This is a genomic window from Streptococcus mitis, assembly GCF_003942695.1.
Lineage (GTDB): Bacteria > Bacillota > Bacilli > Lactobacillales > Streptococcaceae > Streptococcus > Streptococcus mitis_BD.
The window spans coordinates 182,004-205,996 of sequence record NZ_RJNU01000003.1 but is presented as its reverse complement, the minus strand read 5'-3'; the positions used below and the strand labels follow the sequence as shown (position 1 = coordinate 205,996).

Sequence of the window (23,993 nt, the reverse complement as noted above, 5' to 3'; positions counted from 1 at the left end):
TATTCTGGAAATGAAGAAAGTGGGAAGCCCCACCCTCTCAGTTTCATTTGTTTAAGTAAGGTAATAGATAGCCATATCCTGCTCTTTCCATCTCATCCTTGGCTACAAAGCGTAAGGAGGCAGAATTGATACAGTAACGCAGGCCACCTAACTCCCGAGGTCCATCTGTGAAAACATGACCCAAGTGAGCATTTCCTGATCGAGAACGAACCTCAATTCGCTCCATTCCATGACTCAAGTCCTTGTAATAGTGAATCAATTCCTTAGAAATCGGACGACTAAAACTTGGCCAACCACAACCTGAAGCAAACTTATCCTTTGCAAAAAAGAGTGGTTCACCCGTGGTGATGTCTACATAAATGCCCTCTTCAAAAGTTTGGTCATAGGCATTACTAAATGGAGCCTCTGTAGCAGCTTCTTGCGTAACACGATAAGACTCTTCAGTTAAACTTTCCTTTAACACCTCTTGACTAGGCTTTTCATAATTTGAGGCGTCAATCAATGGTTTCTCAGCATCCGTCACATCGATATGACAGTAACCAGAAGGATTTTTCTTAAGATAGTCTTGGTGGTAATCTTCTGCTAGAATGTAGTGGCGAAGTTTCTCCACTTCCACTGCAATCTTTCGACCCAGCATACGCTCCTGCTCCTGCACCACTGTGTAGATAGCTGGCAGATCTGCTTCATCTTGGTAATAGATTCCGGTTCGATATTGGCGACCACGGTCATTTCCTTGTTGATTGATTGATAAGGGATCGATGACTCGGAAATAATAAAGCAATATTTCTCTGAGTGACACTGTTTTCTCGTCATAAATCACTTGAACCGTTTCTGCATGGTCTGTTTCCTTGAGCAGCTGATAATTGGTCGTTTCGACTTGCCCATTAGCGTAGCCAACACTGGTTGCTAGCACTCCAGAAATTCGCGAAAAATACTCCTCTAGGCCCCAAAAACAACCACCTGCTAAATAAATTTCTGCCATCTTCGTTTCTCCTTTATCAAGTTTTTAACTAATACTCTTCGAAAATCTCTTCAAACCACGTCAGCGTCACCTTACCGTAGGTATGGTTACTGACTTCGTCAGTTCTATCCACAACCTCAAAACACTGTTTTGAGCAGCCTGCGGCTAGCTTCCTAGTCTGCTCTTTGATTTTCATTGAGTATAAACTTCTTTTCAAAAAAAGGACAGGAAGCCCTCTAGTCGAGACTTTCCCCATCCTATCTTCTATTTCTTTACTTTGTTTCGACACGGACACCTTGCGTATCAACTTTCAAATCATGCAGTTTGCCTTTGAAGGGTTGCTTTTGTAATTCTTCCTTAATCGCTGGCATCTTATCATGAGAAGCCAAGACCATAACTGTCGGCCCTGCTCCAGAGAGATAGGTCGCATAGGCACCATTCTCTTTAGCTACTTGCTTAATCGTCGCAAATTCACGGACCAGACTTTGACGATAACGCTCGTGGAAGAGGTCCCCCTCGATCGCTTGTCCAGCTGTCACCATATCTCCTGCCAATAAGGCTGCAACTGCCACATTGGCGATGGAACTAGCAGCAACAGCTTCCTTGTAGGACAATTTCTTAGGCAAGACACCACGGCTATCTCGAGTGCGTAATTCATAGTTTGGAATGTAAGCTAGGAAATCACACACTGGGAAGTCTGCCACAATAGCAGAGACTTTCCCTTCAACAGAACTCGCAACAACAAGATTTCCATAGATAGCTGGAGCCACATTGTCAGGATGCCCTTCAATCTTGGTCGCCAGCTGCAATTTGTCATGATCAGATAAGTTGAGATTCCCCAGTTGGTTAGCTAGTTCAATCCCAGCAACGATAACCGAGCTAGAAGAACCCAAACCACGCGCCAAGGGAACATCACTGGTCATTTTCAAACGTCTTGGTTGTATGTCCGGCGCAATTTGCAAGGCAATCTTGAGTAAAAGGTTGCGCTCATCGTGGGGAATCCATTTGCCAATCTGGTGTTCAATCAACCACTCATCCCGTTCTTCACAGACCTCAATTTGAAGATACTTGGTAACAGCTACACCGACCGAGTCAAAACCTGGCCCGATATTGGCACTGGTTGCAGGTACAATAATCTTCATCTTATTCTCCTAGCACCTTAAAGGTATTTAAGAGGTCAAATTCTGAAGCTTTGGCCAACTCAGCTGAAACATTCTCAAGCTGTGCTTTATTAATCTTATGAGTGATAATCACTACACGCGCCTTGTCACCCTCTTTGCCATCTTGGAGGATTTGCTTGAAGGAAATCTCTTGAGCATTAAAGATTTCAGCAAGTTTCAAGACCTGACCTTTTGAATCTGGTGCCAAGATTGAGAAATAGTAGTTTGCTTTAACATCTTCAGGATTTGCCAAGACCAAATCACGGCTATATTCGTTGAAGTCTTTACCAATGGTACCATCATTCAAGCGACGAACGATACGGACAATATCCGCCACAACACTTGTTGCAGTTGGTTTTTGACCCGCACCTGGTCCGTAGTACATAGACTCACCGATACCGATAGATTCTACAAATACAGCGTTCATGACCCCATTCACACTGGCAAGTGGATGTGTTTTGGGCAGGAAGGTTGGAGTCACTTCTGCAGCAATGCCTGAAGGAGTTTCCTCGATAGAACCTACCAATTTCACTACATAGCCTAGATTTTGGGCTACAGCTACGTCTTCTGGTGTGATGTTACGGATTCCCTTGTGGGCTACATCGTCAAAGGCAACCTTCATACCAAAAGCAAACTGGCTCAAAATCACCATCTTGTAGGCTGCGTCAATCCCATCCACGTCATTTGTAGGGTCGCTTTCTGCAAATCCTAATCTTTGAGCTTCAGCCAGAGCATCATCATAAGACCAGCCTTCTTCGACCATTTTGGTCATCATAAAGTTAGAAGTTCCGTTAACGACACCAAGAACACGCGTGATTTTATCAGAAGCCAATGAATTTGCCAAAGTACGAAGAATTGGAATCCCACCAGCTACTGCTGCTTCGTAGTAAAGTGCTACATTATGATCTTTAGCGATTTCTAACAATTCTGCGCCATGTACAGCCAAAAGGTCCTTGTTAGCAGTAACAACGTGTTTTCCAGCTTCCAAGGCACGAGTGATAAAGGTTTTAGCTGGTTCGATACGCCCCATCAATTCCACTACGATAGTAATGTCTTGATCTGACAAAATATCATCTACATTGGTCACAAAGTTAAAGTCATTCCCTGCTGCAAGCAAGCGGTTCTTTTCATCTTCATCCTTGACCAATACCTTGGCCACTTCAATCTCTGAATGAGCCGACTGAACGATTTTTTCTCCATTTTCCTTTAGGAGGAATGGCACACCACTTGCAACGGTACCAAATCCAAGTAAAGCAATTTTAACTGTCATGTTTGTCTCCTAGAAATTTTCTGATATAGCCATTATAACAGAATTTTGTGAAAATTCCTATTATAGTAAATCACTATTTCAGTCTAGTAAAGAAAAAACGAATCCCCTGATTCGTCTTTCTTGATAAATGAAAATTGATTTTCAAAATCTACGAACTAACCTTTTGCAAACCAAGGACTGCATCGTGATTGATCAAGATTTGACCATACTCTTGTAAGACAGAACGACTAATATCACTATCATCTGCAAATTCACGCATACGAGCCAAGAGCCAAGCTGGGTATGGACTTGGATGATTTTCAATATCGACTAAAATTGTCAAATAATAGTGGTCATTCATCTTATAGAGTTCAGATGTTTCCATCTCAAAAGTCACTGTTTTAGCGAAAGCCACTAAGTCTGCCAGATTTGTAAAACGCAGGATATAGTAGATATAAGATTCCTTCTTGCTCTCAGTTTCCTTGTCCGCCTGCTCTTGCTCTTCTTCTTTAGCTTCTACCTGTTCTAGAGATTGGATAGCCTCAATATCGTCCTTGGTCTTTTCTGCGATACTCTTTTCCAAGGTTTTGAGAAATTCATCCGGTGACATTTGGGCTAATTCTTCCATGTCTGGTAAATCCGCCAAATCTTCAAAATCCAAATTCTGGTCAATCTTGGACTTGGTCACAAAGACGTCGACCTTATCAGGTTTTGGCGTCACGCGGAAACTCAGCATGCCACTATCCAAGAAATTGTCTGGCATCTCTAACTCATCTAAAATAGCATAGAAAAACTCTTCGGTTTTTTCCTGAGGAACGAGAAAGTCTGCAATCTCCATTCCCCGATCCATTAAATCATCTAAAGTCATTGTAATTTTTAGTGTTGTATCACTAATTTGTTTCATCTTCATATCTAGTAACCTCATACTTTCAGTCTATCTATTATACTAGATTTTTACGATTTTATCAAAAGAATGAAGCTGGAATGTGATATAATACTAGAGATAATGTTACATTTAAGAAAGAAAGTTCAATGAAAAATATAAAAGTTAATGCATTGGCTAGCTTGCTGGTCAATATCCTCAATATCGTTTTTCCGCTGATAACCAACCCTTATCTGACGCGGATTCTCAGCAAATCCAACTACGGTTATTTCAATACCGCCAATACCTGGGCAAGTTTCGTTATTCCACTAGCTGCCTTTGGGATTTACAACTACGGGATTCGTGCTATCAGTAAGGTTAAGGACGATAAGAATAAAATCAACTATGTCTTTTCTAAGTTGTTTTATATCTCGGTTTTCACTTCTCTCCTGACGACTGGTATCTACTTCCTCTTTATCTTCTTTGACACCAGCATTGAGAATCTGAAAGTTCTCTACTACATCCTAGGAGCCCAAGCTCTCTTCCAATTTCTCAATATCGAATGGATGAACGAAGCCTATGAAAACTATGCCTTTATCCTTTACAAGACATTGATTATTCGAATTACCATGCTGGTCGCTATCTTTGCCTTTGTCAAAACTGCTGATGATATTGTTCCCTACGCTATCGTCATGACTGCGACAACTATCCTCAACTACCTCCTTAGTTTTCTTTGGATTAAGAGAGAAGTTTCTTTTGTTAAAATTGGTTTCATTGAGTTAGCTAAGGCTTCTAAACCACTCTTTACTATGCTTCTCTTGGCAAATGCTAATATGCTTTATACCTTACTAGATAGAATGTTTATCACCAAGGGACCGGATGAAAACTACATTTCTTATTATACAATTGCCTATAGCATCGTTATGCTGATTGCAGGTGTCTTAAGTGGAGCTATCAGTGTCAGCATTCCACGTCTCGGCTACTACCTTGGGAAAAAGGATTACAATTCTTATAATTATCTTGTAAATCAAGCGGCATCATTATTCTATTTTCTCATGATTCCAACTAGTTTCGGAATTATGATTTTAGGAAAGTACGCAACGGTTATCTACTCTTCTGAAAAGTATCTTGAGGCAGGTATCGTGACCAGCGTCTTCGCCTTTCGAACTATTATCTGGGCTATTGAATTGATTCTTGGTAAGCAAATTATCTTTATCAATGACCACGAGAACCGCTTGACTGCTTTCTACTTTGCTGGTGGTGGAGCAAATCTCCTCTTCAACTGTATCTTGTATATCAATAATATTTTTGCCCCTGAGTATTATATTGCTACGACCATTATTGCAGAAGCCATCGTTGTTCTCTTAGAAATTCATTTTATTAGGAAACACCAACTAATCAATTTAAAAGAAATCTTTGTGACCTTAACACGTTATGGTCTCATATCCCTTGGTTTTATCCCGATCTTCTATATTTTCAAGATGATTTTCCAAATCAGTTCCTATACGGTGAACCTCAACATGATCCTCATGGTTCTCTCTACCATAGCCACTTGTGGAATCTACTATCTCTTGACGCTTTTTATCGCTAAGGATAAAACACTTCACTATGCACTGAACCTAGTATTAGCTAAGATCAAAAGAAATTAAAAGAACACCCTACTGATAAACGAGCGTTTACTAGTAGGGTGTTTCTTTTATTCTTTTTCTTTCTTGTCAGAAGTATTGGCTTCTAGATTTGAATCTTGTTTTGGCTGTTCAGCAATAGAGGAACTAGCTTCTTGCTTCTTCTCTGACTGATCTGCTTCACCATTGACAGCAGCAACAGCCTGTCTCCAAATGCCTTCCTCGTTTACCTTATAACCATCCGGTGTGGTGGCATTTTTCAACAAGGAACCATCTGTTTGGAAATAGTACCAATTACCGTCAATTCGTTTCCAACCGATCTGCATAGCTCCTGATTCATCAAAGTAATAATGATCACCATTTACTTTATGAAGGCCAACCAACATGATGCCATCTTCAGGATTGAGATAATACCAGACGCCTTTGTCTTTTATCCAACCAGTTTTCATGGCTCCATTTGCTTCAAAGTAACGATAATGATTATCAAACCATTTCCAGCCTGTTTGCATAGCTCCTGATGCACTAAAGTAATACTGCTTACCATCTACTTGTTGGAAACCGACCAGCATGATACCTTCCTGATCTTCAAGATAATACCATGTTCCTTGATCCTTCAACCAACCAGTTTTCATAGCTCCTGAGTCAGCGTAGTAATGCCAGTGTTTATCAAGCCACTGCCAGCCTGTTTGCATGGCACCGCTGGTATTCAAATAGTAACGCGTACCGTTGATTTCTTGTTTCCCAGTCTGCATAATACCATCTTGATTTAGATAATACCATTTCTCATTATCCTTAATCCAGCCTGTTTTCATAGCTCCTGAGTTCGCATAGTAATACCAATTGTTCTCTAGCCATTTCCAGCCTGTTTGCATGGCACCACTAGCGTTCAAGTAGTAACGAGTACCATTTATATCTTGTTTTCCAGTGAGCATGATACCATCTTTGTCCAGATAATACCAAGTATCCTGATCCTTGACCCAACCAGTTTTCATAGCTCCAGAACTTGCAAAATAGTTCCAGTGACCATCAACAAAGGCCCAGCCTGTTTGCATGACACCTTCTTGATTAAAGTAATATGTGCTTCCATTGATATTCTTTTTACCAACAGTCCGTAGCCCATCCTCATCATAGAAATACCAATCTGAGTCAATCTTTTGCCAAGTTGAAGACTTACCTGCTGTTTGGAGTGCACCACTGTCTGTAAAGAACATCTTCTTGCCATTAAAGACTTGATTTCCTGTTAGCATCTTTCCATCTGCTGCAAAGAGATATTTCTTCCCTCCAATTTCAGAAAGTTCACTAAATCGTCTAGCACCATTTGATTGGATATAATACCAAGAGCCATCCAGCTTGAACCAACCGCCTGTTTGCATTTTACCATTTTGGTTGAGATAGTAATCATTCCCCTTGGCATTTTCTCCCCAATCATCATTAAGGTGAAGCCAGCGTCCTGCTTGCATTTGCCCTTTTCCATTAAAAAAGTAAGTAGCTCCGCCAATCTCTTTCCAACCGATAGCCATTTCTCCATCTGCTAAACGATATTTCCAGTAGCCACCTTCTTGATACCATTTTTCGTCAACTACAGGGATGTCAGGGAAGAGATTAGAAACATTGGCAAATCCGCTATCACTAATATCAAAAACGGTAGCATCTTGAGTTTGACTAGAAGCTCTGAGAACTTGAATATTTTTCTTTTGGAGATATTCTCTGGTTGAAGCAACATTAATATCACCACCAGTTGTTTGAATAATCATCTTTGGAGATAGGTTTTCAAGAAAATTAATCGTATTTGAAATTGTCGCATCATAATGATGATTCCATTTCATCATATCAACCTTGCCGATAACTGGACCTAACTTATCTTCCGCTCCTTCGGCATTATCCAAATCTCCACCAAGGTAGATTCTCTTTCCTGCCACAGTCACCACTGAAACGATTGAGTTTGAGTTATCATCTCGAACTTTTTTCAGGTTACCATCAGCATCATATTCATTTTTATAATTATAGAGTTGGATATCCATATCACCTAATTTAAAGTGACTATCCTCGTCTGTAATATTCTGAATAAGAGTAACCCCTCGTTTTTGTGCGGCTCTCAAAGCATTATCGTAATTAAAAAGATTATCCCAGAGTCCCCAGTTTGCTGTGATCCGATCATCTGAATATTTTTTCAAATAAAACTTACCGACTTGATATCGATTGAGTATTTCGTCCGCTCCACCAATATGGTCACTATGGACATGAGTTCCTATAATAAAATCTAATTTTTTAACACCAATCTGATCAAGATGGCGAATCAAACGGTCTTCCAAGACTTGATAATTTCTCATGGAAATCCCCCAACGACTTGGATAGCGTGGATCACTCCCATCAGGAAAGTCATAATCTTCCCCCATATCAATCAAGGCATAATGACCATTGCTTTCCAGAAGGATAGCATCACTCCCAGATTTTGCTTTAGTATTTATGAAATGGATACGATTGCCTGAACCAGCAGTAATGGTGTCTGCATTAACTTGTTGTGATAAACCAATCAACACAAAAAGGAAAGCAAATAAACTATAACTGACTGATTTAACTAATTTTTTATTCTTCATCTTGAACACTCCTTTCTCGATGAAAACAATCTCTTACTAATCAATCCAATAATTCTTATCAGTTCCTGGAACCTGTTGTTCAACAGGCGGTGGAGTCATATAATCTGCTCCAAATTCGTAGACAAGAATTTCATGGTATTTTCTCGGAGCTTTCACTACGATGTTTTCATATGGCATATCAACCAGATCATAGAGCCATTCTTTTTTGATTCCCTCTGGAAAGCTTGGATCAAATATCGTACAGGTAAGATCTGTGGCTTGATTTACACTATATTTCAAGGCAAGATTCTCTAATTTTTGATTCCAAGTTTGTGGAGAACTTAGGCGAAAAATAGCTGATCCAATATAACGAGGCAGATTTTTTATCCCCCCATTTTCTGATTTAATTCCTTTGAAATTCAAAGAAGAAAGGCGGATGAAATGTTTGTAGAGCTTCATTTTCTTACAATCACTTTCCTCCGTCACGACACCATCGTATGGAAAAATGTCAACACAAGTTCCCAATACGACTGTCGGGTCCAGAAGATTGGCATCTCTACGTGTTCTAATGTCATGAACACGCATATAACTGTAAGGATAGCCTTTTGTCTCCCTAAATGAAATTAATTTGTAGTAAGGATGATTCTCATTTTTTAAAACCTGATAAAGTTTTTCAAATTCATCTCGCGCCAAAGAAATATCCGTATCATCATCCCAAGGGATAAATCCTTTATGGCGGACAGCTCCTAGTAAGGTTCCAAAATCAATAAAATATTTAATCTGATGCTTTTCACATAGTTCATGTAGATACTTTAAAATATCCAACTCCACTTGTTTTATTTCTTCAAGACTTAAAACTCTCTCAGACATACGTTTTATTCTCCTAATTTCGACTAATTCTTTAAACGATTTCTAACTGCGATTTGCTTACTTAGAACTTTTAGTGATTTTCCACAGTTTAAAATCATGGTGAGATACTCTCTGTTCAAGAGGGGGCAATTGCATATAATCTCCATAGTCAGAGGTCAAAATTTCATGGTAGTGTTTTGGAATCATAAATTCCTTGCCTTCAAATGTTCCCACAATCACTTGTTCCAACCACTCACGTTTCCAAACTGGCTTATTCATATCCTTGTAAATCAAATAGTCAACTTGCTCGTAGTCAGCAACTGCTCTAGATTTAGCAAGCTCATCAATTTGCTCAACATACTTATTCGTATTTGTGAAATAGAAAATGACAACAGAAATATAACGAATTAAAGAATTTAGTAGACTTTTTGTATTAGTAATTCCTTTAAAAGTGTAACAACTCAATTGACGTTTCTTTATGAGTTTCGTCATCTTGTTTTTAAAGTCTGCATCATCTTCATAACCATCTACAGGGAAAATATCCACATAAATTCCCATATTGGAATCAATTCGTACATCTTCCTCGAGCAAGTAGGTATGGTTATCCTGCACTTTCATGAAGGGATAGACATAGTTAAGATTATTTTTATAAGACATGACTTCATAACGTTCATCAGGATGAGCGATAAGGTAATCTTGTAGTTTCTCATAGTCTTCTCTTAGCATGCAGATATCCATATCATCGTCCCAAGGGATAAAACCTTTATGGCGAACAGCACCAATTAGACTTCCATATGCTAAGAAATACTTGACCCCAATTTTCTGACAAACTTCATGAATATATTCCATGATTCCAAGTTCCATCTGTTGAATTTCACTGACATCTGTTACTTCTTGATACCGAACTCCTTCATCTCGTTTACAAACCACTAGTCCATAACCGATTGCCAACCAAAAGATGATATTGATAAAGTTGGTAGAGTACATAATCTGACTTTCAAACAACTGACCAAACAAGATACCGAAGAAAAGAATCATAATCAATTTGTCAGTATTTTTCTTGGACACAATCAAATACGTTAAAAAGCGCTTGATGACATAAGCCAGTATAAGAAGGAAGGATACCAAGCCTAGAACTCCCGAACTGACAAATATGGTCACAAAAATGTTATGGAAATTCCCACCGATAAGGGAGTTTTGAATCTCAAATTTACTGAAATATTCTGTGTAGTAATCTGGAACATTCCGTACACCATAACCAAAAATTGGTTTGGCACTTCCCATCTTGATGGCATTTTTCCAGATATAGGTTCTACCACTTGGTGTTGTTTCGATCAGATGGAGTTCACCGTTCTTCTTAGTGACGGACGAATCTGTTTCAGCATAGGATTGTCCTTTGTTTAAGTCAAAAACAGTCGCAGTTTCAGATGCGATATAGATTGAGGTTGCATAGCTTAATCCAATGTTGGTTGCAGTAATCAGCAAACCAGCAACTATAAAAGTAAGAAATCGTTTAACGATACTTCCTCTAGTGGCAAAGAAACTATAGAGTCCAACCATGAGGAGTAAAGAAAGTAAGGCTCCTCTACTTTGCATAGTAGCAAAGTAGACTAATTGAATCACATTGTTCAGTTTAAGATAAACAGAATATTTACTTCCTTTGTGGATCAAATACATAGCTAAAATAATGCTAATGTATGAAAATATCGCACTAGCATTTGGATTGACAATTCCCCACAGACGTCCATTCATGACACCATAATAATAAGATTGTTCGCCAATCTTAAATAGGATAAGGACTCTACTTACCAATAAACCAAATGCAAAGATTGCGGAAGAAAAAGAAATGATTTGAATAGTATAGGTAACCCAGTCAAATAATTTTTTAAGTTGCCCTGATTGTAACATAGTAAATAATAAAACATAGGTTACCATGAAGAGGATTTCAATCACATTTCCAATCAGATGTCCAGAGCGATTGAAAACAGCTGATAGCAGATGACTTCCAGCTAAGAGTCCAAATAAGGATAGAAATTTACGATCTGCTGTGATTTCTTTCCACTTAAACAATAAAGTATAGCAAATATAAAGCACTACAATCGCTGACAATCCCTTATAGATTGGATTTGCTATCTTATAAACCAGTGAACTCATACTTAAAATCGAAATGAAAACAAACAGATATGCAATCCATAGTTTTGATTTTTCAAAGTATTCATCCATTTTTGAAAAATTCATTTTCAACTCCTTCTCATGATATTAGTTTTTTAATCCAACAATTTTCTTATATAGCCATGGAGAAACGACAAGTGAAAGGATCGCTACCTTGCGAAAAGTAGTGAAATAAGCATCCTTCCATATTTCGTGTCGATGCTGAACAATCCAAGTCCTCAGCTCGGCTTTCTCCTTTTGGTACTGTTCAGATGAAGTAAATATGATTTTATCGTAAACTGTGATATACGACCAACATTCTCTATTTTTTAATTCATATTTTAAATTAGGAAAGGCTTGTGAAACCTGGGCGATTATTTTTTCATAAACTTCTATCGTATCAAATACATGCTGATTAACAGATGTTGTTGCACTTCCCTCACGATGATCATAGTAATAAACAGGTTTGTCAATAAATACGCTACTGCATCTTGTCTTTAGTAGCAATTCAGTTAAAAACAAGGCATCTTCAGCTAGGTGATAATTTGTATTAAACTTTTCATCCGCAAGCAGGTCTCTCTTAAACAGTTTTGCAACTGGAAAAAATGACGTTCTGGTAGTCATCAGTAGTTCCTTCATGGTTTCTTCTGTTGACCAGAGTTCTGTTTTTCCAGAATGAGGAGGTAAATCTGTCACAATTCCATTTTTGATATGGTGTAGAGGAGCGATTACAAAGCCTATATTTTCCCCCTCAATTGCACTAGCTAAAGTAACTAGATAATCTTTAGTAACGAAATCATCGCTATCAATAAAGGTGATCCAAGCACCCGTCGCTAGCTGAATTCCCATATTTCTCGCATTTGAGACTCCAGCATTTTCGATATGATAAACCTTGATATTCTCATGCCGAGATGCTAAGTGATCACAGATCTGTCCACTGGAATCAGTAGAACCATCATTGATTAGGATTAACTCAAAATGGGCATAAGTCTGTTGAAGAATCGACTCCACACATCGCTCCAAATAGGCTTCTACATTGTAGACTGGAACAATGACGCTAATTTTTTCTTCCATCATGCCCCATATTCTCCCTTGTACTCTGTGTAGCTCTTGTCCATGTCTGCTATAATCGCATCATGATGTGGTACCTGCTTGTCTGCTGGTGGCGGTGTCATATAATCCCCAAAAGCAGTGTTGAGATAGGCATCATAGCCGACTGGAATGGGCATCTCTGTTCCTTCGAATGGCAAGAAGAGATTGTCCTCAAAGGATGCGATTGGATATTTGTTTCGCATGTAGCCAGGCCCCGAGCATAATTCCGTGATTCCATCGCTCTCAGCCAGACCATACTTGGTCATTTCTTTTTCAGCCTTTTTCCAAATGCGATAACGTAGAGATTTGGGAGTCAAACCGAGTAAGATACGACTTCCCCATTTCATGACTGCACCATGTTTTTCTGGAACAGTTTGGGCACAAAAAAGGGAATAGATCAAGGCCCAACGAACCTGTTTCTTACGCTCAGCTGGATTTTTAGGATAATAATCTAAAGGCAAAACGTCCAAAGCCAAACCATGTGGCAAATCCAAATCCTTCTGATAAGGCTTGATACAAGTTGTTTCTTTATCACGTATAGTAATAAAAAGGTTACGGTCTACAAAGTCCTTGTGACTCTTTGACAAGAAATAACGCTCATCTGCATAACGAGGCCATAGTTCGGCTAACTTTTCATAGTCCTTGCGAGGCATGAAAAAATCTAGGTCATCATCCCAAGGAATGAAGCCCTTGTTGCGAAGGGCACCAATAGCCCCACCACCACAGAGATAGCACAACAAATTATGTTCTTTACAAAATGCGACGAAATATTCAGCCATTTCCAGACTACGAGCCTGAATCGCTTTCAAATCACTCATGTCTCTCCTCTTCTGTCCAATAACGAGTTATATCGTTTTATTATACCATAAAAAAGCCTTAAAAATCCATCAGATACCGTAAAAAATCAAAGCCCAATCCACCATTTTTACTGGTGAATGAAGCTTTGATTTTTATTTATTTACATCTTATCTCATTCCCATTTGGGCGAGTTTAGTCCGGTATTTGTTCTGGTCGACAAGTAGACCTTGTCCTCCGTAGACATCATAAGCATCTACCCAATCGCCAAGTTCTGGCACTGTGAGTCTTTCGATACCATTCTGTGCACCTTCGATAACTGATAAGCCATTGGTCAGTAAGAAGGTATATGGTAGGTTGGTAGAAGTCATTCCAAATACTTTTCCAAGTGCCTCTGATCCTGTAAAGAGTTTGGTTGGATCCTTGATTTGCTCAAGAACAGCTGACATAACTTGCTGCTGACGTTTGGTACGGCCATAGTCTCCCTCATCATCATCACGGAAGCGGGCATAGTTAAGTAAGGTTGAGCCATTCATTTGTTGCTTGCCAGCACGAATCGTTTGAGTTGGTGATTCGGTTTCTGTTGCATGTAGGTCATCTCCAACTGTAGCTTCTGTTAAGGGCTGGCCATTTAACGTTGAAAACTTAGCGTCTATAGTCACCCCATCAGGAAATAGTGTATCAATAGCAGTTGCGAAGGCCTGAAAATCCACTAGGGCATAGTACTTAATGTCCAAATCAAAATTATCTTTTAGAACCTTGCGGACCATTTCTGCCCCTTTTTGCCCTTCTTGTTCCCCGAGTTCATAGGCAACATTTAGTTTATTATCCGTTTGTTTCTTGCCATTCACAATCTGGCTGTAGCCATCAATATAGACTAGGTTGTCACGCATGAAGCTGACTAGCTTGATTTTCTTATCCGAGCCACTAACATTCAACACCATAATCGTGTCTGTACGAGTTTCTGCACTATTTTGACCAATCCGACCATCTGTACCCATGACTAGGATATTCACACCATCTTTGGTATCCTGACCGTTAAAGACCTCTACTTGAGCTGCCTTGGCGTCAGCTGGCTTATTTGTTGGATTGGCTGCTGACTGGAAGCCTCGAAGAAACATAAAAATCATCCCTGCAAGCACACAGGTAATCAACAGCAGGAACCAAGTCAGTATTCGTTTGAAGCGAATTCTTCTCTTTTTCTTTTTGACTTTAGGTTGAGGAGCTACCTTTTCACGTTTCTTAGACCGGCTTCTACTGCCATAAGTCGGAAGATCAATATCTCTACCCCAAGATTCTTCTTTTTCTTCTTGGTGGAAATGGTGAACTTCAGAATTGGGACCTGCCATTTTCTGTTGCAGATAATCAAACTCCCTCCGTTCACGGTCGTTGAGGTAATGGATATTTTTGAAGAGATAGTCATAACGTAACTGCTCGTGATGACTTAAAGGATTTTCTTTGCTCATTGACACTCCTTTTCTATATCAGTTATGGTAAAAATCGGGTAAGTTCCCAGAATCTTGTGCTGGATCCCAATGGCCTCTAGTTCTTGTCTGGCAAAATGAACCAGTTCCTTGTCACTACAGTCTACATCGATAATGAAGAAGTATTCTCCCAAGGCTGTTTTAAGGGGGCGACTTTCAATCTTTGTTAAGTCAATCCCTCTCCAAGCAAAGGTCGAAAGTGCCTTGTAAAGAGCACCGGGAAGATTGTCCGGTAAGGTTAAGGCCAAACTCATTTTTTCAGTTTGTGATTGCAAAGGGATAGTGGGAATCTCGGACCCTAAAACCCAAAAACGAGTGAAATTGGCTTCCATTTCTTGGATATCTTCTGCTATCAGCTCCAAACCATACTCTGCAGCAGAGTTTCTAGGGGCAATAGCCGCAAAAGGTTGGTCTGGATGTTCAGCAATAAAGCGGGCTGCATAGGCTGTGCTTGCCGTCACTTCAAGCTGGGCTTCTGGATAATGCGCCTCTATGAATTTCTTTCCTTGAGCCAGAGCCTGAGGATGAGAAAAAATTTTCTCAATTTTTGACTGACCTGGAACTGCCATCAGCTGTTGGTGAATGGGTTGAACGATTTCTGCAACTGCTTGGATGCGAGCCTGGTGAAAAAGGTAATCCAAACTTTCATGGACACTACCTTCAATGGAGTTTTCAACTGGTACCACAGAATAGTCCACCAAGCCCTGTTCATAGGCCTTGATGACATCTGTGATATTGGCAAAAGCCTGCAATTTCTCTTTGGGAAAAGCTGTCTGCACAACATGATGCGAAAAAGATCCCTTGGGACCTAGATAGGCAATTTTCATCTCAGTTCCTCTATAATTTCCTCTGGGCTTAACTTGGTCACATCTAGAACCCGACTGGCTACTTCCTCATACCAAGCTTGTCTTTCATGGAAAATAGCTGCTAGTTCTTCCTTACTTTTGTTAAGAAAGAGCGGGCGCTGATTGTCCTTATCAGCTGCGATACGTTGGTAGAGGGTTTCAAAATCTGCTTTTAGGTAGATGTTATCAGGATTGGTTTTAAGCAAGTCACGATTTCGCTGAGAAATGACAACCCCTCCGCCAGTTGACACAACTCGGTCAGTTTTTAGTAAGTCAGCTAGGACTTCTGACTCTACTTGGCGAAAGGCCACTTCTCCTTTTTCAGCGAAGAAATCCGCAATGGACATGCCCAAATGTTCCTCAATTAAGGTATCCATATCGATGTAGTCTGGGTCCAAGCCTCTAGCGATTGTCGACTTGCCTGCCCCCATAAATCCAAGTAATACCTTAGCCATGAATCAAGCTCTCCAAATCATCAAAGAAGCTAGGATAGCTGGTATTGATGGCTTCAGCACGGTCAAGTTCCACTTCTCCATCCGCAACCAAGAGGGCTGCAATAGCTGTCATCATTCCAATTCGGTGATCACCAAACGTATTGACTCTAGCGCCATGAAGGGCTGATTTCCCTTTGATAATCATCCCGTCTGCTGTAGGAGTGATGTCCGCTCCCATGCTATTTAAGGCATCTGCCACCACTTGAATGCGGTCGGTTTCCTTTACCTTGAGTTCCTCAGCATCCTTAATGACCGTTACACCTTGCGCTTGGGTCGCTAGAAGGGCAATAATAGGCAATTCATCAATCAAGCGTGGAATCAAGGATCCACCTATCTCCGTTCCTTTGAGGTCTGAAGATTCGACAGTCAGTGTTGCTGATTTAGCGACAGGATCGATTTCAATTATTTCTAGTTTTCCTCCCATGGCACGAATGACATCAATAATACCGGTACGCGTTTCGTTAATACCAACATTCTGCAACACTACACGAGAGTTTGGAACAATCAAACCTGCGACCAACCAAAAGGCTGCACTGGAAATATCTCCTGGAACAACTACCTTTTGTCCGGTCAGTCTTTGTGGTCCTTGAACTGTGATTTTCTTACCATCCACACTTAAATGGCCACCAAATTGTTGCAACATATCTTCGGTGTGGTTACGAGTACATTCTTTCTCGATAATAACGGACTCCCCCTGAGCCTGCAAGGCTGCAAATATCAAGGCAGACTTGACTTGCGCAGAGGCGATTGGCAACTCATAGTGAATAGGTGTTAGGTTTTTCATCCCTTTTAAGTGAAGAGGGGGCAGGTCTCGCTCTGTTTGCCCTGAAATGCTAACGCCCATTTTTTTCAGTGGAATCGTCACACGATCCATAGGACGTTTAGAAAGACTATCATCTCCAAACATCTCTACTTCAAAATCCGCACCAGCAAGGACACCTGAAATCAGGCGAATCGAGGTGCCAGAATTACCCATATCCAAGGCATTTTGCGGAGCTTTTAAGCCATCCATTCCAACACCTTTAATGGTAATAACCCCATCTTTGTCCTCAATTTCAACACCAAGGTCACGAAAAACCTGCATGGTTGAAAGTACATCCTCTCCACGCAAAATATCATATACCTTGGTTTCTCCCTCAGCCAAACTTCCAAAAATAATCGAACGGTGACTGATAGACTTGTCACCTGGAACTCGGATACTGCCATGTAAGTGGCGAATGTTTGTTTTTAGTTTCATAGTTGACCTCATACTTGCAATACTTTTTCTTATTTTATCACAAAAAAGCCAGAAATTCCTGAAATTTCTGGCTTTTATACAGATAAAATACTATTTCAACAATTCTGAAACAGGCTCAAAGACAATTTTTTCAATGTCTGAAAGGTAAATGGACAATTGTTGCTGTTTGGTAAAGAAATCTGACAAAAGAGCGTTCTCTTGGATTTGCTTACTGAAAGACTGCATCCTTTCTTGGAAAGAGGCGTCTGGCATTTGTCCCGTTTGCGCCATGACTTGGATTTCTTGCTGGAAGGCAAGGTAATCTGCAAAAATCTTGCTGGCTTGTTCATCTGCTTGAATGGCATCTTTTGCCGCCTTGACCGCCTTGTATTCTGGTAATTCGCGAAGACCGCGACTGAGTTCATTTGCACTATCGTAAATATTTGACATGATTTTCTCCTTATTTGATGACGACTGTGTAGTCCGTATTTTCTGAAATTAAGCGCTCAGCTCGTTCCAGATCCTGAGCATTTTTAAAGGAAATTTGGAGAATCCCGTGAACATCCTCACGGTTTTCTTCATTAATGTGGATATTGACCAAGGAAGTACCACGTAGCAATTCCAAAATCCGCAAGATAACATCTTCTTCATCGGGAACGTCAACATAGAGGTCGTAAGAGCTATCCACACCACCACGCTTATGGATTTCCATGGCCTGACGTTGCTCACGCGCTTGGTTGAAAAAGTTCCAAATATGCTCTTCTTCCCCCCTGCTAATAGCCTGACCAATCTCATCTAGGCGCTCCTTGAAATCCTCAATCCGCTCTAGGATGGTCTCGCGATTGGACAAGAGAATAGAGGTCCACATACCTGGTTCACTCTCTGCAATCCGTGTCATATCTCGAAAACCACCCGCCGCAAAGCGCCTTGTCATCTCATGTTCTTGAGCATAGACAGCTGTCTGCTCCATGAGACCTGATGCCAAGATATGGGGAAAATGGCTAATCTGTGAAGTTACTCGATCGTGCTCCTTAGCATCAATTTCAATGAAGCGAGCATGGAGACCAGAAAGTAGGTCCTTCATTTCTGAAAGAGTTTCTGGAGTGGTCAAACTCGATGGAGTAAAGATATAGTAGGCATTTTCAAAGAGATTAACATCAGCAGATGCAGCTCCTGTCTTGTGGCTACCAGCCATTGGATGGGCCCCAACAAAGCGAACAGGCTTACCAGCCAAATACTGCTCAGCTGCTTCCACAATGGCTGACTTGGTCGAACCAGCATCTGAGATAATGACGCCTTCTTTCAAGTCTATAGTTGCCAACTCCTGGATAAATGCAATGGTCTGCTTGATTGGCAAGGTCAGAATGATGACATCAGCCAGAGGAGCAAAACTGGCAAAATCATCCGTTGCACGGTCTATCATTCCTCGCTCCAAGGCAATGTCTCTCGAAGCCTGACTGCGATTATAACCTAAAATTTCATAATCCGGATGATCACGCTTGATACCGAGCGCCATCGAAGCACCAATCAAACCGAGACCTGCGATATAGATGGTTTTTGCCATAAAGACTCCTTAATAGTTCTTTGTATAGTCTCGGTGCTTGTCAACTGCCTCTTTTAATTCCTCAAGATTATCTGATGAGAATTTTTCAAGAATTTCTTGTGCTAGAACTGTTGCTACAACGGCTTCCATGACCACACCTGCTGCTGGAAGAGCAGTTGGATCACTTCTCTCTACAGTTGCCTTATAGGGTTCGTGAGTCTCGATATCCACACTCATAAGTGGTTTATAAAGGGTGGGAATGGGTTTCATGACACCTCGAACAACGATAGGTTGCCCATTGGTCATACCACCTTCGAAACCACCTAGATTATTGGTACGACGAGTATAGCCGTCTTCTTTTGACCAGAGAATTTCATCCATAACCTGGCTACCTTTTCGGTAACCAGCCTCAAACCCAAGACCAAATTCCACTCCTTTAAAGGCATTGATAGAGACAACTGCTTGGGCCAATCGCGCATCTAATTTTCTGTCCCATTGGACATAAGAGCCAAGACCAACTGGAACGCCTCCGACGACTGTCTCCACAACTCCACCGATAGTATCACCATCACGCTTGATTTGGTCAATATAGTCCTTGATTTCCTGTTCCCGCTCTTGGTTAACAATAGAAACTTCAGACTGGGCAGCTCGTTCCTTAATCTCGGCCACTGTCAGATTTTCAGGTACATCTATTTCCTTGCCACCAAAGACCACGACATGGTTGGCAATCTCCATATCAAGCTCAGCCAATAGGCGTTTGGCTACTGCCCCAACTGCCACCCGCATGGTTGTTTCACGAGCTGATGAACGTTCCAAAGAATTTCGCAAATCATCAAAACGGTACTTGATCCCCCCAACCAAATCGGCATGTCCTGGACGAGGATGAGTGATTTTCCGCTTGCTTTTAAGTCGGTCTTCAATGTCCTCAGCAGACATGATATCCAGCCATTTCTGGTGGTCCTTATTGATAACATCCATGGTAATAGGAGCCCCTGTCGTCTTCCCGTGACGAACGCCCGAAGTAAAGATAACCTGGTCACTCTCAATCTTCATACGACCACCACGACCGTAGCCACCCTGACGGCGTTTAAGGTCCTCATTGATGTCCTCTACTGTTAAAGGAAGGCCCGCTGGAATTCCTTCAATAATTGCCGTCAAACGGGGACCGTGTGATTCTCCTGCAGTTAAATATCTCATTCGTTCTCCTTATTTTACCAAGTAGTCTTTCATCTCTTCCAGAGAAACTGGGTGAATGGTCGCTGAACCAAGCTCTGGTACCAAGACCAATTTCAAGGTGTTGCCACGTGCCTTCTTGTCATGAGTCAAAGCCTGATAAAGCTTGTCAACATCCCAGTTTTCATAATCAACTGGCAAGCCAAATTTCTGACACATAGCTGTAATGGACTGAGTTATGCCAGCTGGCATAAGGCCTTTTCCCTCAGCAACCTTGGAAATCTGCACCATTCCCATGGCCACAGCCTCACCATGCATAACCTTGCCATAACCGGCAGTCGCTTCGATAGCATGACCAATAGTGTGCCCAAAATTTAGGTAAAGGCGGACACCATTGTCCAACTCATCTTCGACCACCATCTTGCGCTTCACCTGACAAGAATGTTCAATCAAGGTCTCTGCATGTTCCAGAACGCTCTCAACAGAGCCATCCAGTTCTGTTAAGAGAGCCCACAGTTCTGGATCCTCAATCAAGCCGTACTTGATAACCTCACCCATCCCTTCAATCAACTCTCTTTTCCCGAGTGTTTCAAGGACAAGCGGGTCAATCAGAACCCCATCTGGTTGGGCAAAAGTTCCCACCATATTTTTAGCAAATGGAGTATTGACCCCCGTCTTTCCACCGATAGAAGAATCAACCTGAGCAGTCAAACTAGTCGGAATCTGAACAAAGTGAATGCCCCGCATATAGGTAGAGGCCACAAAACCAGCCAGGTCTCCAACGACACCACCACCAAGAGCCACGATCCCATCGCTACGAGTCAACCCCTGCTTAACTAGAAATTCATAGACTTTCTGAACAGTGGTTAAATTTTTTCGTTCTTCGCCTTCTAAAAAGTCAAAAACAGCTACCTGAAAACCAGCATCTTCTAGGCTGAGTTTAACCTTCTCTGCATAGAGAGAGGCTACATGGTTGTCGGTTACGATAACCACTTTTTGAGGTTGCCAGAGTTCTCGCAACCATTGACCAGCCTGAGCTAGACAACCTTTTTCAATCTGAATATCATAAGGATGATGCGGAATATCGATTCTGATTTTCATAGTAGGGTCTCCTTTTCATTATTGGTATTTTTCTGTTAAGGACTGCCAAATCTCATTTGTCGGCATTTCTTTACCTGTCCACAGTTGAAAAGCTTCAGCAGCTTGATAGAGCAACATCCCCAGGCCATTGACTGCTGGATTGCCCTGGCTTCTAGCCCATTTCAAAAATGGTGTCTCAAAGGGTTGGTAAATGATATCTGCCATCAAGAGAGTTTCTGATAAGACTATGCTTTCAGGAACTGGGGATGATTTGCCATCCATCCCTACACTAGTCGCATTGACAAGCAGGTCTGACTCGGCAATCCGTGCTTGCAGTTCAGAAACATCTTCTAAAGCATACAAATCCACTTTAAATCCTGTTTGCTCCTGCAACTTGTCTAGATAAGGTCTTGTTTTTTCCATGGAAACAGAACGCACAAAGACTGAAATCTGACTGACGCCATCCAAAATAGCTTGCGCCAAAATGGATTTGGCCGCACCACCTGCTCCCAGAATGGTCAGTTTCTTATCCGAGATTGTAAAAGAAGGCAAGCTCTTAAAGAATCCCTTGCCATCTGTATTATATCCAATTAAAGTGCCATTATGATTGACAACTGTGTTGACTGCCCCAATCAAACGAGCCTCATCACTCAACTCATCCAGATAAGGAATCACTTGCTCCTTGTAAGGCATAGACAGGTTGATCCCAAACATCTGGTAACGGCGAATATTGGCAACTGTTTCTGCCAAGTCACCCGCTTCAATCTCCCAAGCTACATAGACACCATTGGTAGCTGTCGCCTCAAAGGCCCTATTATGGATGAAGGGTGAAATAGAGTGTTTAATGGGATTTGCAACAACTGCAGCTAAACGTGTATAGCCATCAAGCTTCATCCAAAATCTCCCTGATTTTTTTCATGTTAGCCAATGAAATCTGACCTGGGGCACTCGCTTCATCCAGACTAGCAAATGACCAACTTGAACCCGTCACATCTGAAGTAATGCGTGATACCTTGCCCATTTTCCCCATGGAAATGGTCACGTACTCTTGCTCAGGATTGAGTGTTTTAAATCCTCGTGTGTAGTTCATCAGGTCTAAAACATCCTGCTCCGTATGGGCCATAACTGATACCTTGACCACCTTTGGAGAGAGACTGGTCAACTCCGACAGGATTTCCATCATATTTTCAGGTGTCTCCTGGAAATTATGGTAACTCAAAACGAGATTTGGAAAATCTAACATTTCCTCAAAAACATCCTTGTGGCTGAAATACTCAAAATCCACATAGTCTGGTTGGTAGAGTTGGGTCACTTCCTTGATGATTTGAACATACTCTTCTGAGGAAAGTTCGATTTCTCCTCCCTCAGCGCGAGTCCGAAGGGTAAAGACAAGTTCGCGTCCTGCAAATTTCTCAAAGATAGCGGGTGCTACCTGTAAAATAGCGTCCTTTGCAAGAAAGTCCGCACGCCATTCGATGATATCGGCATCTTCATACCTTGTGGCATCCAGTTCTTGCGCTTCCTCTAAACTTCTTGGCATTACTGAAACGACTAATTTCATCTACTAACCTTCATACTAATCACCTTGAGGTAATTACTGCTTTCATCTTTTTTATTATAGGCAAAGTCTGCTGGAAGACCATATTGGTTTAAGATCTGATATTTTCTTCCTGCAAAACCTTTATCAATTTGTTCTGTAAATTTCTGGCGGGAAACATTGGCAGCATTGGTACTAGCAATGATAGTGCCTCCCGGATTTAAAATCTCTAGACTTTGGGAAATCAACTTGTGATAGTCCTTAGCTACAGAAAATGTTTGTTTTTTATTGCGGGCAAAGCTTGGCGGATCAAGAACAATCACATCATAAGTCAAGCCTTTTCGCTTAGCATACTTGAAGTATTCAAAGACATCCATAACGATAAAACGATGATTGTCTGTGCTGAATCCATTTGCCTGAAAATGAGCCTCTGACAACTCTCTCGACCGTTTAGCCAAGTCGACAGAAGTCGTCTCACTAGCGCCTCCCATAGCTGCAGCAACTGAAAAGGCAGCCGTATAGGAAAACATATTGAGCAAGGATTTGCCCATGGCTAGACCGTCAACTAGACTCCCACGAACCTCATGCTGGTCTAGGAAAATCCCTGTCATCAAGCCATCATTCATAAAAACTTGATAGAGTACCCCATTCTCAAGAACAGTAAAGTAATCTGGCGCTTCCTCACCATAAACATGAGCAGACTCGTAGTCTAGACCTTTAAAACGAATCTTCTCATAAGCCCCCAAGACCTCAGGAAAAACTTCCTTAAAAGCCTTTACTATCAGCTCACGAATCTGGTAAACAAAGGAGTTGTACCAAGAAAAGACAGCATAATCTCCATAGAGATCAACGGTCAGACCACCAAAACCATCCCCCTCTTGATTAAAAAGGCGAAAGGCGGTAGTCAAGTCATCTTGATAATAAGGCTTTCTAGCTTCCTTTGCCTTGCGAAACAGAGATTCAAAAAAGGTTTGATTGAAACGAACCTTTTCCTTGCTGATGAACCAACCGATTCCCTTGTTCTGCTGAGAAAGATAGGCACTCCCTAAAAACTTTCCGTCTTGACTAAGAACTTCTACTGCCTGATCCGTCAAATCAATATCTCTTAAATCACTTGCTTCCAAAAGAACTAGACCCTTAGCTAGCTTTTTTTCAACACGTCTGCTGACCCTAATTCTATTCATAGCTACTATTATAACAAATTTTATGACAATTCTCAAAAAAGAAACCGTTTAACCAGCTGTACTTTCGTTTACTTAGTGTAATTTTTGTTAAAATAAGTTTGGTCATGTCATTCTTTA

The 23,993-nt window shown here is 41.1% G+C and carries 21 protein-coding genes; 1 reads left to right on the top strand and 20 read right to left on the bottom strand.

The window, feature by feature from the left end; all coding sequences use genetic code 11:
- Nucleotides 1–43 precede the first annotated feature (43 nt).
- The 4 genes from msrB to mecA all read right to left on the bottom strand — a co-directional run bounded on the left by msrB (nucleotide 44) and on the right by mecA (nucleotide 4,280).
- A complete protein-coding gene (msrB, locus tag D8852_RS03880; RefSeq protein WP_125424673.1) occupies nucleotides 44–982 on the bottom strand; it encodes a peptide-methionine (R)-S-oxide reductase MsrB in 939 nt (312 codons plus the stop codon).
- Nucleotides 983–1,233: 251 nt separating this feature from the next.
- On the bottom strand, nucleotides 1,234–2,103 hold the full coding sequence (gene thrB, locus D8852_RS03870; protein ID WP_125424671.1) for a homoserine kinase: 870 nt from the start codon (nucleotides 2,101–2,103) through the stop codon (nucleotides 1,234–1,236).
- Nucleotide 2,104: 1 nt separating this feature from the next.
- Nucleotides 2,105–3,391, bottom strand: a complete 1,287-nt coding sequence (locus D8852_RS03865; RefSeq protein ID WP_125424670.1) for a homoserine dehydrogenase — start codon at nucleotides 3,389–3,391, stop codon at nucleotides 2,105–2,107.
- A gap of 148 nt (nucleotides 3,392–3,539) precedes the next feature.
- Nucleotides 3,540–4,280 carry an adaptor protein MecA gene (mecA, locus tag D8852_RS03860; RefSeq protein WP_125424684.1) on the bottom strand — a complete coding sequence of 247 codons (741 nt, stop codon included), beginning with the start codon at nucleotides 4,278–4,280 and terminating at the stop codon, nucleotides 3,540–3,542.
- Between the two features lie 122 nt (nucleotides 4,281–4,402).
- Between mecA and D8852_RS03855 the strand changes: the two genes are divergently transcribed.
- Nucleotides 4,403–5,881 carry an oligosaccharide flippase family protein gene (locus tag D8852_RS03855; protein ID WP_061417070.1) on the top strand — a complete coding sequence of 493 codons (1,479 nt, stop codon included), beginning with the start codon at nucleotides 4,403–4,405 and terminating at the stop codon, nucleotides 5,879–5,881.
- Nucleotides 5,882–5,928: 47 nt separating this feature from the next.
- Here the strand turns inward: D8852_RS03855 and D8852_RS03850 are convergent, their stop codons facing one another.
- The 16 genes from D8852_RS03850 to D8852_RS03775 form a co-directional block, all read right to left on the bottom strand.
- The gene (locus D8852_RS03850) at nucleotides 5,929–8,454 is read right to left on the bottom strand and encodes an MBL fold metallo-hydrolase (protein ID WP_125424669.1); all 2,526 of its coding nucleotides are present in this window, start codon (nucleotides 8,452–8,454) and stop codon (nucleotides 5,929–5,931) included.
- Between the two features lie 36 nt (nucleotides 8,455–8,490).
- The gene (locus D8852_RS03845) at nucleotides 8,491–9,303 is read right to left on the bottom strand and encodes a LicD family protein (protein ID WP_125424668.1); all 813 of its coding nucleotides are present in this window, start codon (nucleotides 9,301–9,303) and stop codon (nucleotides 8,491–8,493) included.
- A gap of 57 nt (nucleotides 9,304–9,360) precedes the next feature.
- Nucleotides 9,361–11,520, bottom strand: coding sequence for a LicD family protein (locus D8852_RS03840; protein ID WP_125424667.1), 2,160 nt, complete (start codon nucleotides 11,518–11,520; stop codon nucleotides 9,361–9,363).
- 21 nt (nucleotides 11,521–11,541) lie between these two features.
- A complete protein-coding gene (locus D8852_RS03835) occupies nucleotides 11,542–12,510 on the bottom strand; it encodes a glycosyltransferase family 2 protein (protein ID WP_125424666.1) in 969 nt (322 codons plus the stop codon).
- Nucleotides 12,507–13,343 carry a LicD family protein gene (locus D8852_RS03830; protein ID WP_125424665.1) on the bottom strand — a complete coding sequence of 279 codons (837 nt, stop codon included), beginning with the start codon at nucleotides 13,341–13,343 and terminating at the stop codon, nucleotides 12,507–12,509. Before D8852_RS03830 ends, D8852_RS03835 begins: the two co-directional genes overlap by 4 nt.
- A 147-nt stretch (nucleotides 13,344–13,490) precedes the next feature.
- Nucleotides 13,491–14,786 carry an LCP family protein gene (locus tag D8852_RS03825; protein WP_125424664.1) on the bottom strand — a complete coding sequence of 432 codons (1,296 nt, stop codon included), beginning with the start codon at nucleotides 14,784–14,786 and terminating at the stop codon, nucleotides 13,491–13,493.
- The gene (gene pheA, locus D8852_RS03820; RefSeq protein ID WP_125424663.1) at nucleotides 14,783–15,631 is read right to left on the bottom strand and encodes a prephenate dehydratase; all 849 of its coding nucleotides are present in this window, start codon (nucleotides 15,629–15,631) and stop codon (nucleotides 14,783–14,785) included. Before pheA ends, D8852_RS03825 begins: the two co-directional genes overlap by 4 nt.
- Entirely contained in the window at nucleotides 15,628–16,104 is a 477-nt protein-coding gene (locus tag D8852_RS03815; protein WP_044020550.1) for a shikimate kinase, read from the bottom strand. The genes pheA and D8852_RS03815 overlap by 4 nt, the downstream gene beginning before the upstream one ends.
- Nucleotides 16,097–17,380 (bottom strand): 3-phosphoshikimate 1-carboxyvinyltransferase, encoded by a 1,284-nt coding sequence (aroA, locus tag D8852_RS03810; protein ID WP_125424662.1) that lies wholly within the window; start codon nucleotides 17,378–17,380, stop codon nucleotides 16,097–16,099. The genes D8852_RS03815 and aroA overlap by 8 nt, the downstream gene beginning before the upstream one ends.
- A gap of 90 nt (nucleotides 17,381–17,470) precedes the next feature.
- Entirely contained in the window at nucleotides 17,471–17,809 is a 339-nt protein-coding gene (locus D8852_RS03805) for a YlbF/YmcA family competence regulator (protein WP_042902125.1), read from the bottom strand.
- Between the two features lie 10 nt (nucleotides 17,810–17,819).
- Nucleotides 17,820–18,923: a prephenate dehydrogenase gene (locus D8852_RS03800; protein WP_042902124.1), complete on the bottom strand. Its 1,104-nt coding sequence runs from the start codon at nucleotides 18,921–18,923 to the stop codon at nucleotides 17,820–17,822.
- Nucleotides 18,924–18,932: 9 nt separating this feature from the next.
- Nucleotides 18,933–20,099: a chorismate synthase gene (aroC, locus tag D8852_RS03795; RefSeq protein WP_042902123.1), complete on the bottom strand. Its 1,167-nt coding sequence runs from the start codon at nucleotides 20,097–20,099 to the stop codon at nucleotides 18,933–18,935.
- Nucleotides 20,100–20,108: 9 nt separating this feature from the next.
- Complete coding sequence (aroB, locus tag D8852_RS03790; RefSeq protein ID WP_125424661.1) at nucleotides 20,109–21,176, bottom strand: 3-dehydroquinate synthase; 1,068 nt, start codon at nucleotides 21,174–21,176, stop codon at nucleotides 20,109–20,111.
- A gap of 18 nt (nucleotides 21,177–21,194) precedes the next feature.
- Nucleotides 21,195–22,049 carry a shikimate dehydrogenase gene (locus D8852_RS03785; RefSeq protein WP_125424660.1) on the bottom strand — a complete coding sequence of 285 codons (855 nt, stop codon included), beginning with the start codon at nucleotides 22,047–22,049 and terminating at the stop codon, nucleotides 21,195–21,197.
- The gene (gene aroD / locus D8852_RS03780; RefSeq protein WP_125424659.1) at nucleotides 22,039–22,716 is read right to left on the bottom strand and encodes a type I 3-dehydroquinate dehydratase; all 678 of its coding nucleotides are present in this window, start codon (nucleotides 22,714–22,716) and stop codon (nucleotides 22,039–22,041) included. The genes D8852_RS03785 and aroD overlap by 11 nt, the downstream gene beginning before the upstream one ends.
- On the bottom strand, nucleotides 22,713–23,876 hold the full coding sequence (locus D8852_RS03775; RefSeq protein WP_185755574.1) for a class I SAM-dependent rRNA methyltransferase: 1,164 nt from the start codon (nucleotides 23,874–23,876) through the stop codon (nucleotides 22,713–22,715). Before D8852_RS03775 ends, aroD begins: the two co-directional genes overlap by 4 nt.
- Nucleotides 23,877–23,993: the final 117 nt, after the last annotated feature.

Coding starts and splice junctions, on each gene's coding strand:
- mecA (WP_125424684.1), bottom strand. CDS start 4,280: ATGAAGATGAAACAAATTAGTGATACAACACTAAAAATTACAATGACT.
- D8852_RS03775 (WP_185755574.1), bottom strand. CDS start 23,876: ATGAATAGAATTAGGGTCAGCAGACGTGTTGAAAAAAAGCTAGCTAAG.
- msrB (WP_125424673.1), bottom strand. CDS start 982: ATGGCAGAAATTTATTTAGCAGGTGGTTGTTTTTGGGGCCTAGAGGAG.
- D8852_RS03855 (WP_061417070.1), top strand. CDS start 4,403: ATGAAAAATATAAAAGTTAATGCATTGGCTAGCTTGCTGGTCAATATC.
- D8852_RS03840 (WP_125424667.1), bottom strand. CDS start 11,520: ATGAATTTTTCAAAAATGGATGAATACTTTGAAAAATCAAAACTATGG.
- pheA (WP_125424663.1), bottom strand. CDS start 15,631: ATGAAAATTGCCTATCTAGGTCCCAAGGGATCTTTTTCGCATCATGTT.
- aroA (WP_125424662.1), bottom strand. CDS start 17,380: ATGAAACTAAAAACAAACATTCGCCACTTACATGGCAGTATCCGAGTT.
- thrB (WP_125424671.1), bottom strand. CDS start 2,103: ATGAAGATTATTGTACCTGCAACCAGTGCCAATATCGGGCCAGGTTTT.
- D8852_RS03865 (WP_125424670.1), bottom strand. CDS start 3,391: ATGACAGTTAAAATTGCTTTACTTGGATTTGGTACCGTTGCAAGTGGT.
- D8852_RS03805 (WP_042902125.1), bottom strand. CDS start 17,809: ATGTCAAATATTTACGATAGTGCAAATGAACTCAGTCGCGGTCTTCGC.
- D8852_RS03830 (WP_125424665.1), bottom strand. CDS start 13,343: ATGAGTGATTTGAAAGCGATTCAGGCTCGTAGTCTGGAAATGGCTGAA.
- aroB (WP_125424661.1), bottom strand. CDS start 21,176: ATGAAAATCAGAATCGATATTCCGCATCATCCTTATGATATTCAGATT.
- D8852_RS03825 (WP_125424664.1), bottom strand. CDS start 14,786: ATGAGCAAAGAAAATCCTTTAAGTCATCACGAGCAGTTACGTTATGAC.
- D8852_RS03785 (WP_125424660.1), bottom strand. CDS start 22,049: ATGAAGCTTGATGGCTATACACGTTTAGCTGCAGTTGTTGCAAATCCC.
- aroC (WP_042902123.1), bottom strand. CDS start 20,099: ATGAGATATTTAACTGCAGGAGAATCACACGGTCCCCGTTTGACGGCA.
- aroD (WP_125424659.1), bottom strand. CDS start 22,716: ATGAAATTAGTCGTTTCAGTAATGCCAAGAAGTTTAGAGGAAGCGCAA.
- D8852_RS03845 (WP_125424668.1), bottom strand. CDS start 9,303: ATGTCTGAGAGAGTTTTAAGTCTTGAAGAAATAAAACAAGTGGAGTTG.
- D8852_RS03835 (WP_125424666.1), bottom strand. CDS start 12,510: ATGATGGAAGAAAAAATTAGCGTCATTGTTCCAGTCTACAATGTAGAA.
- D8852_RS03815 (WP_044020550.1), bottom strand. CDS start 16,104: ATGGCTAAGGTATTACTTGGATTTATGGGGGCAGGCAAGTCGACAATC.
- D8852_RS03800 (WP_042902124.1), bottom strand. CDS start 18,923: ATGGCAAAAACCATCTATATCGCAGGTCTCGGTTTGATTGGTGCTTCG.
- D8852_RS03850 (WP_125424669.1), bottom strand. CDS start 8,454: ATGAAGAATAAAAAATTAGTTAAATCAGTCAGTTATAGTTTATTTGCT.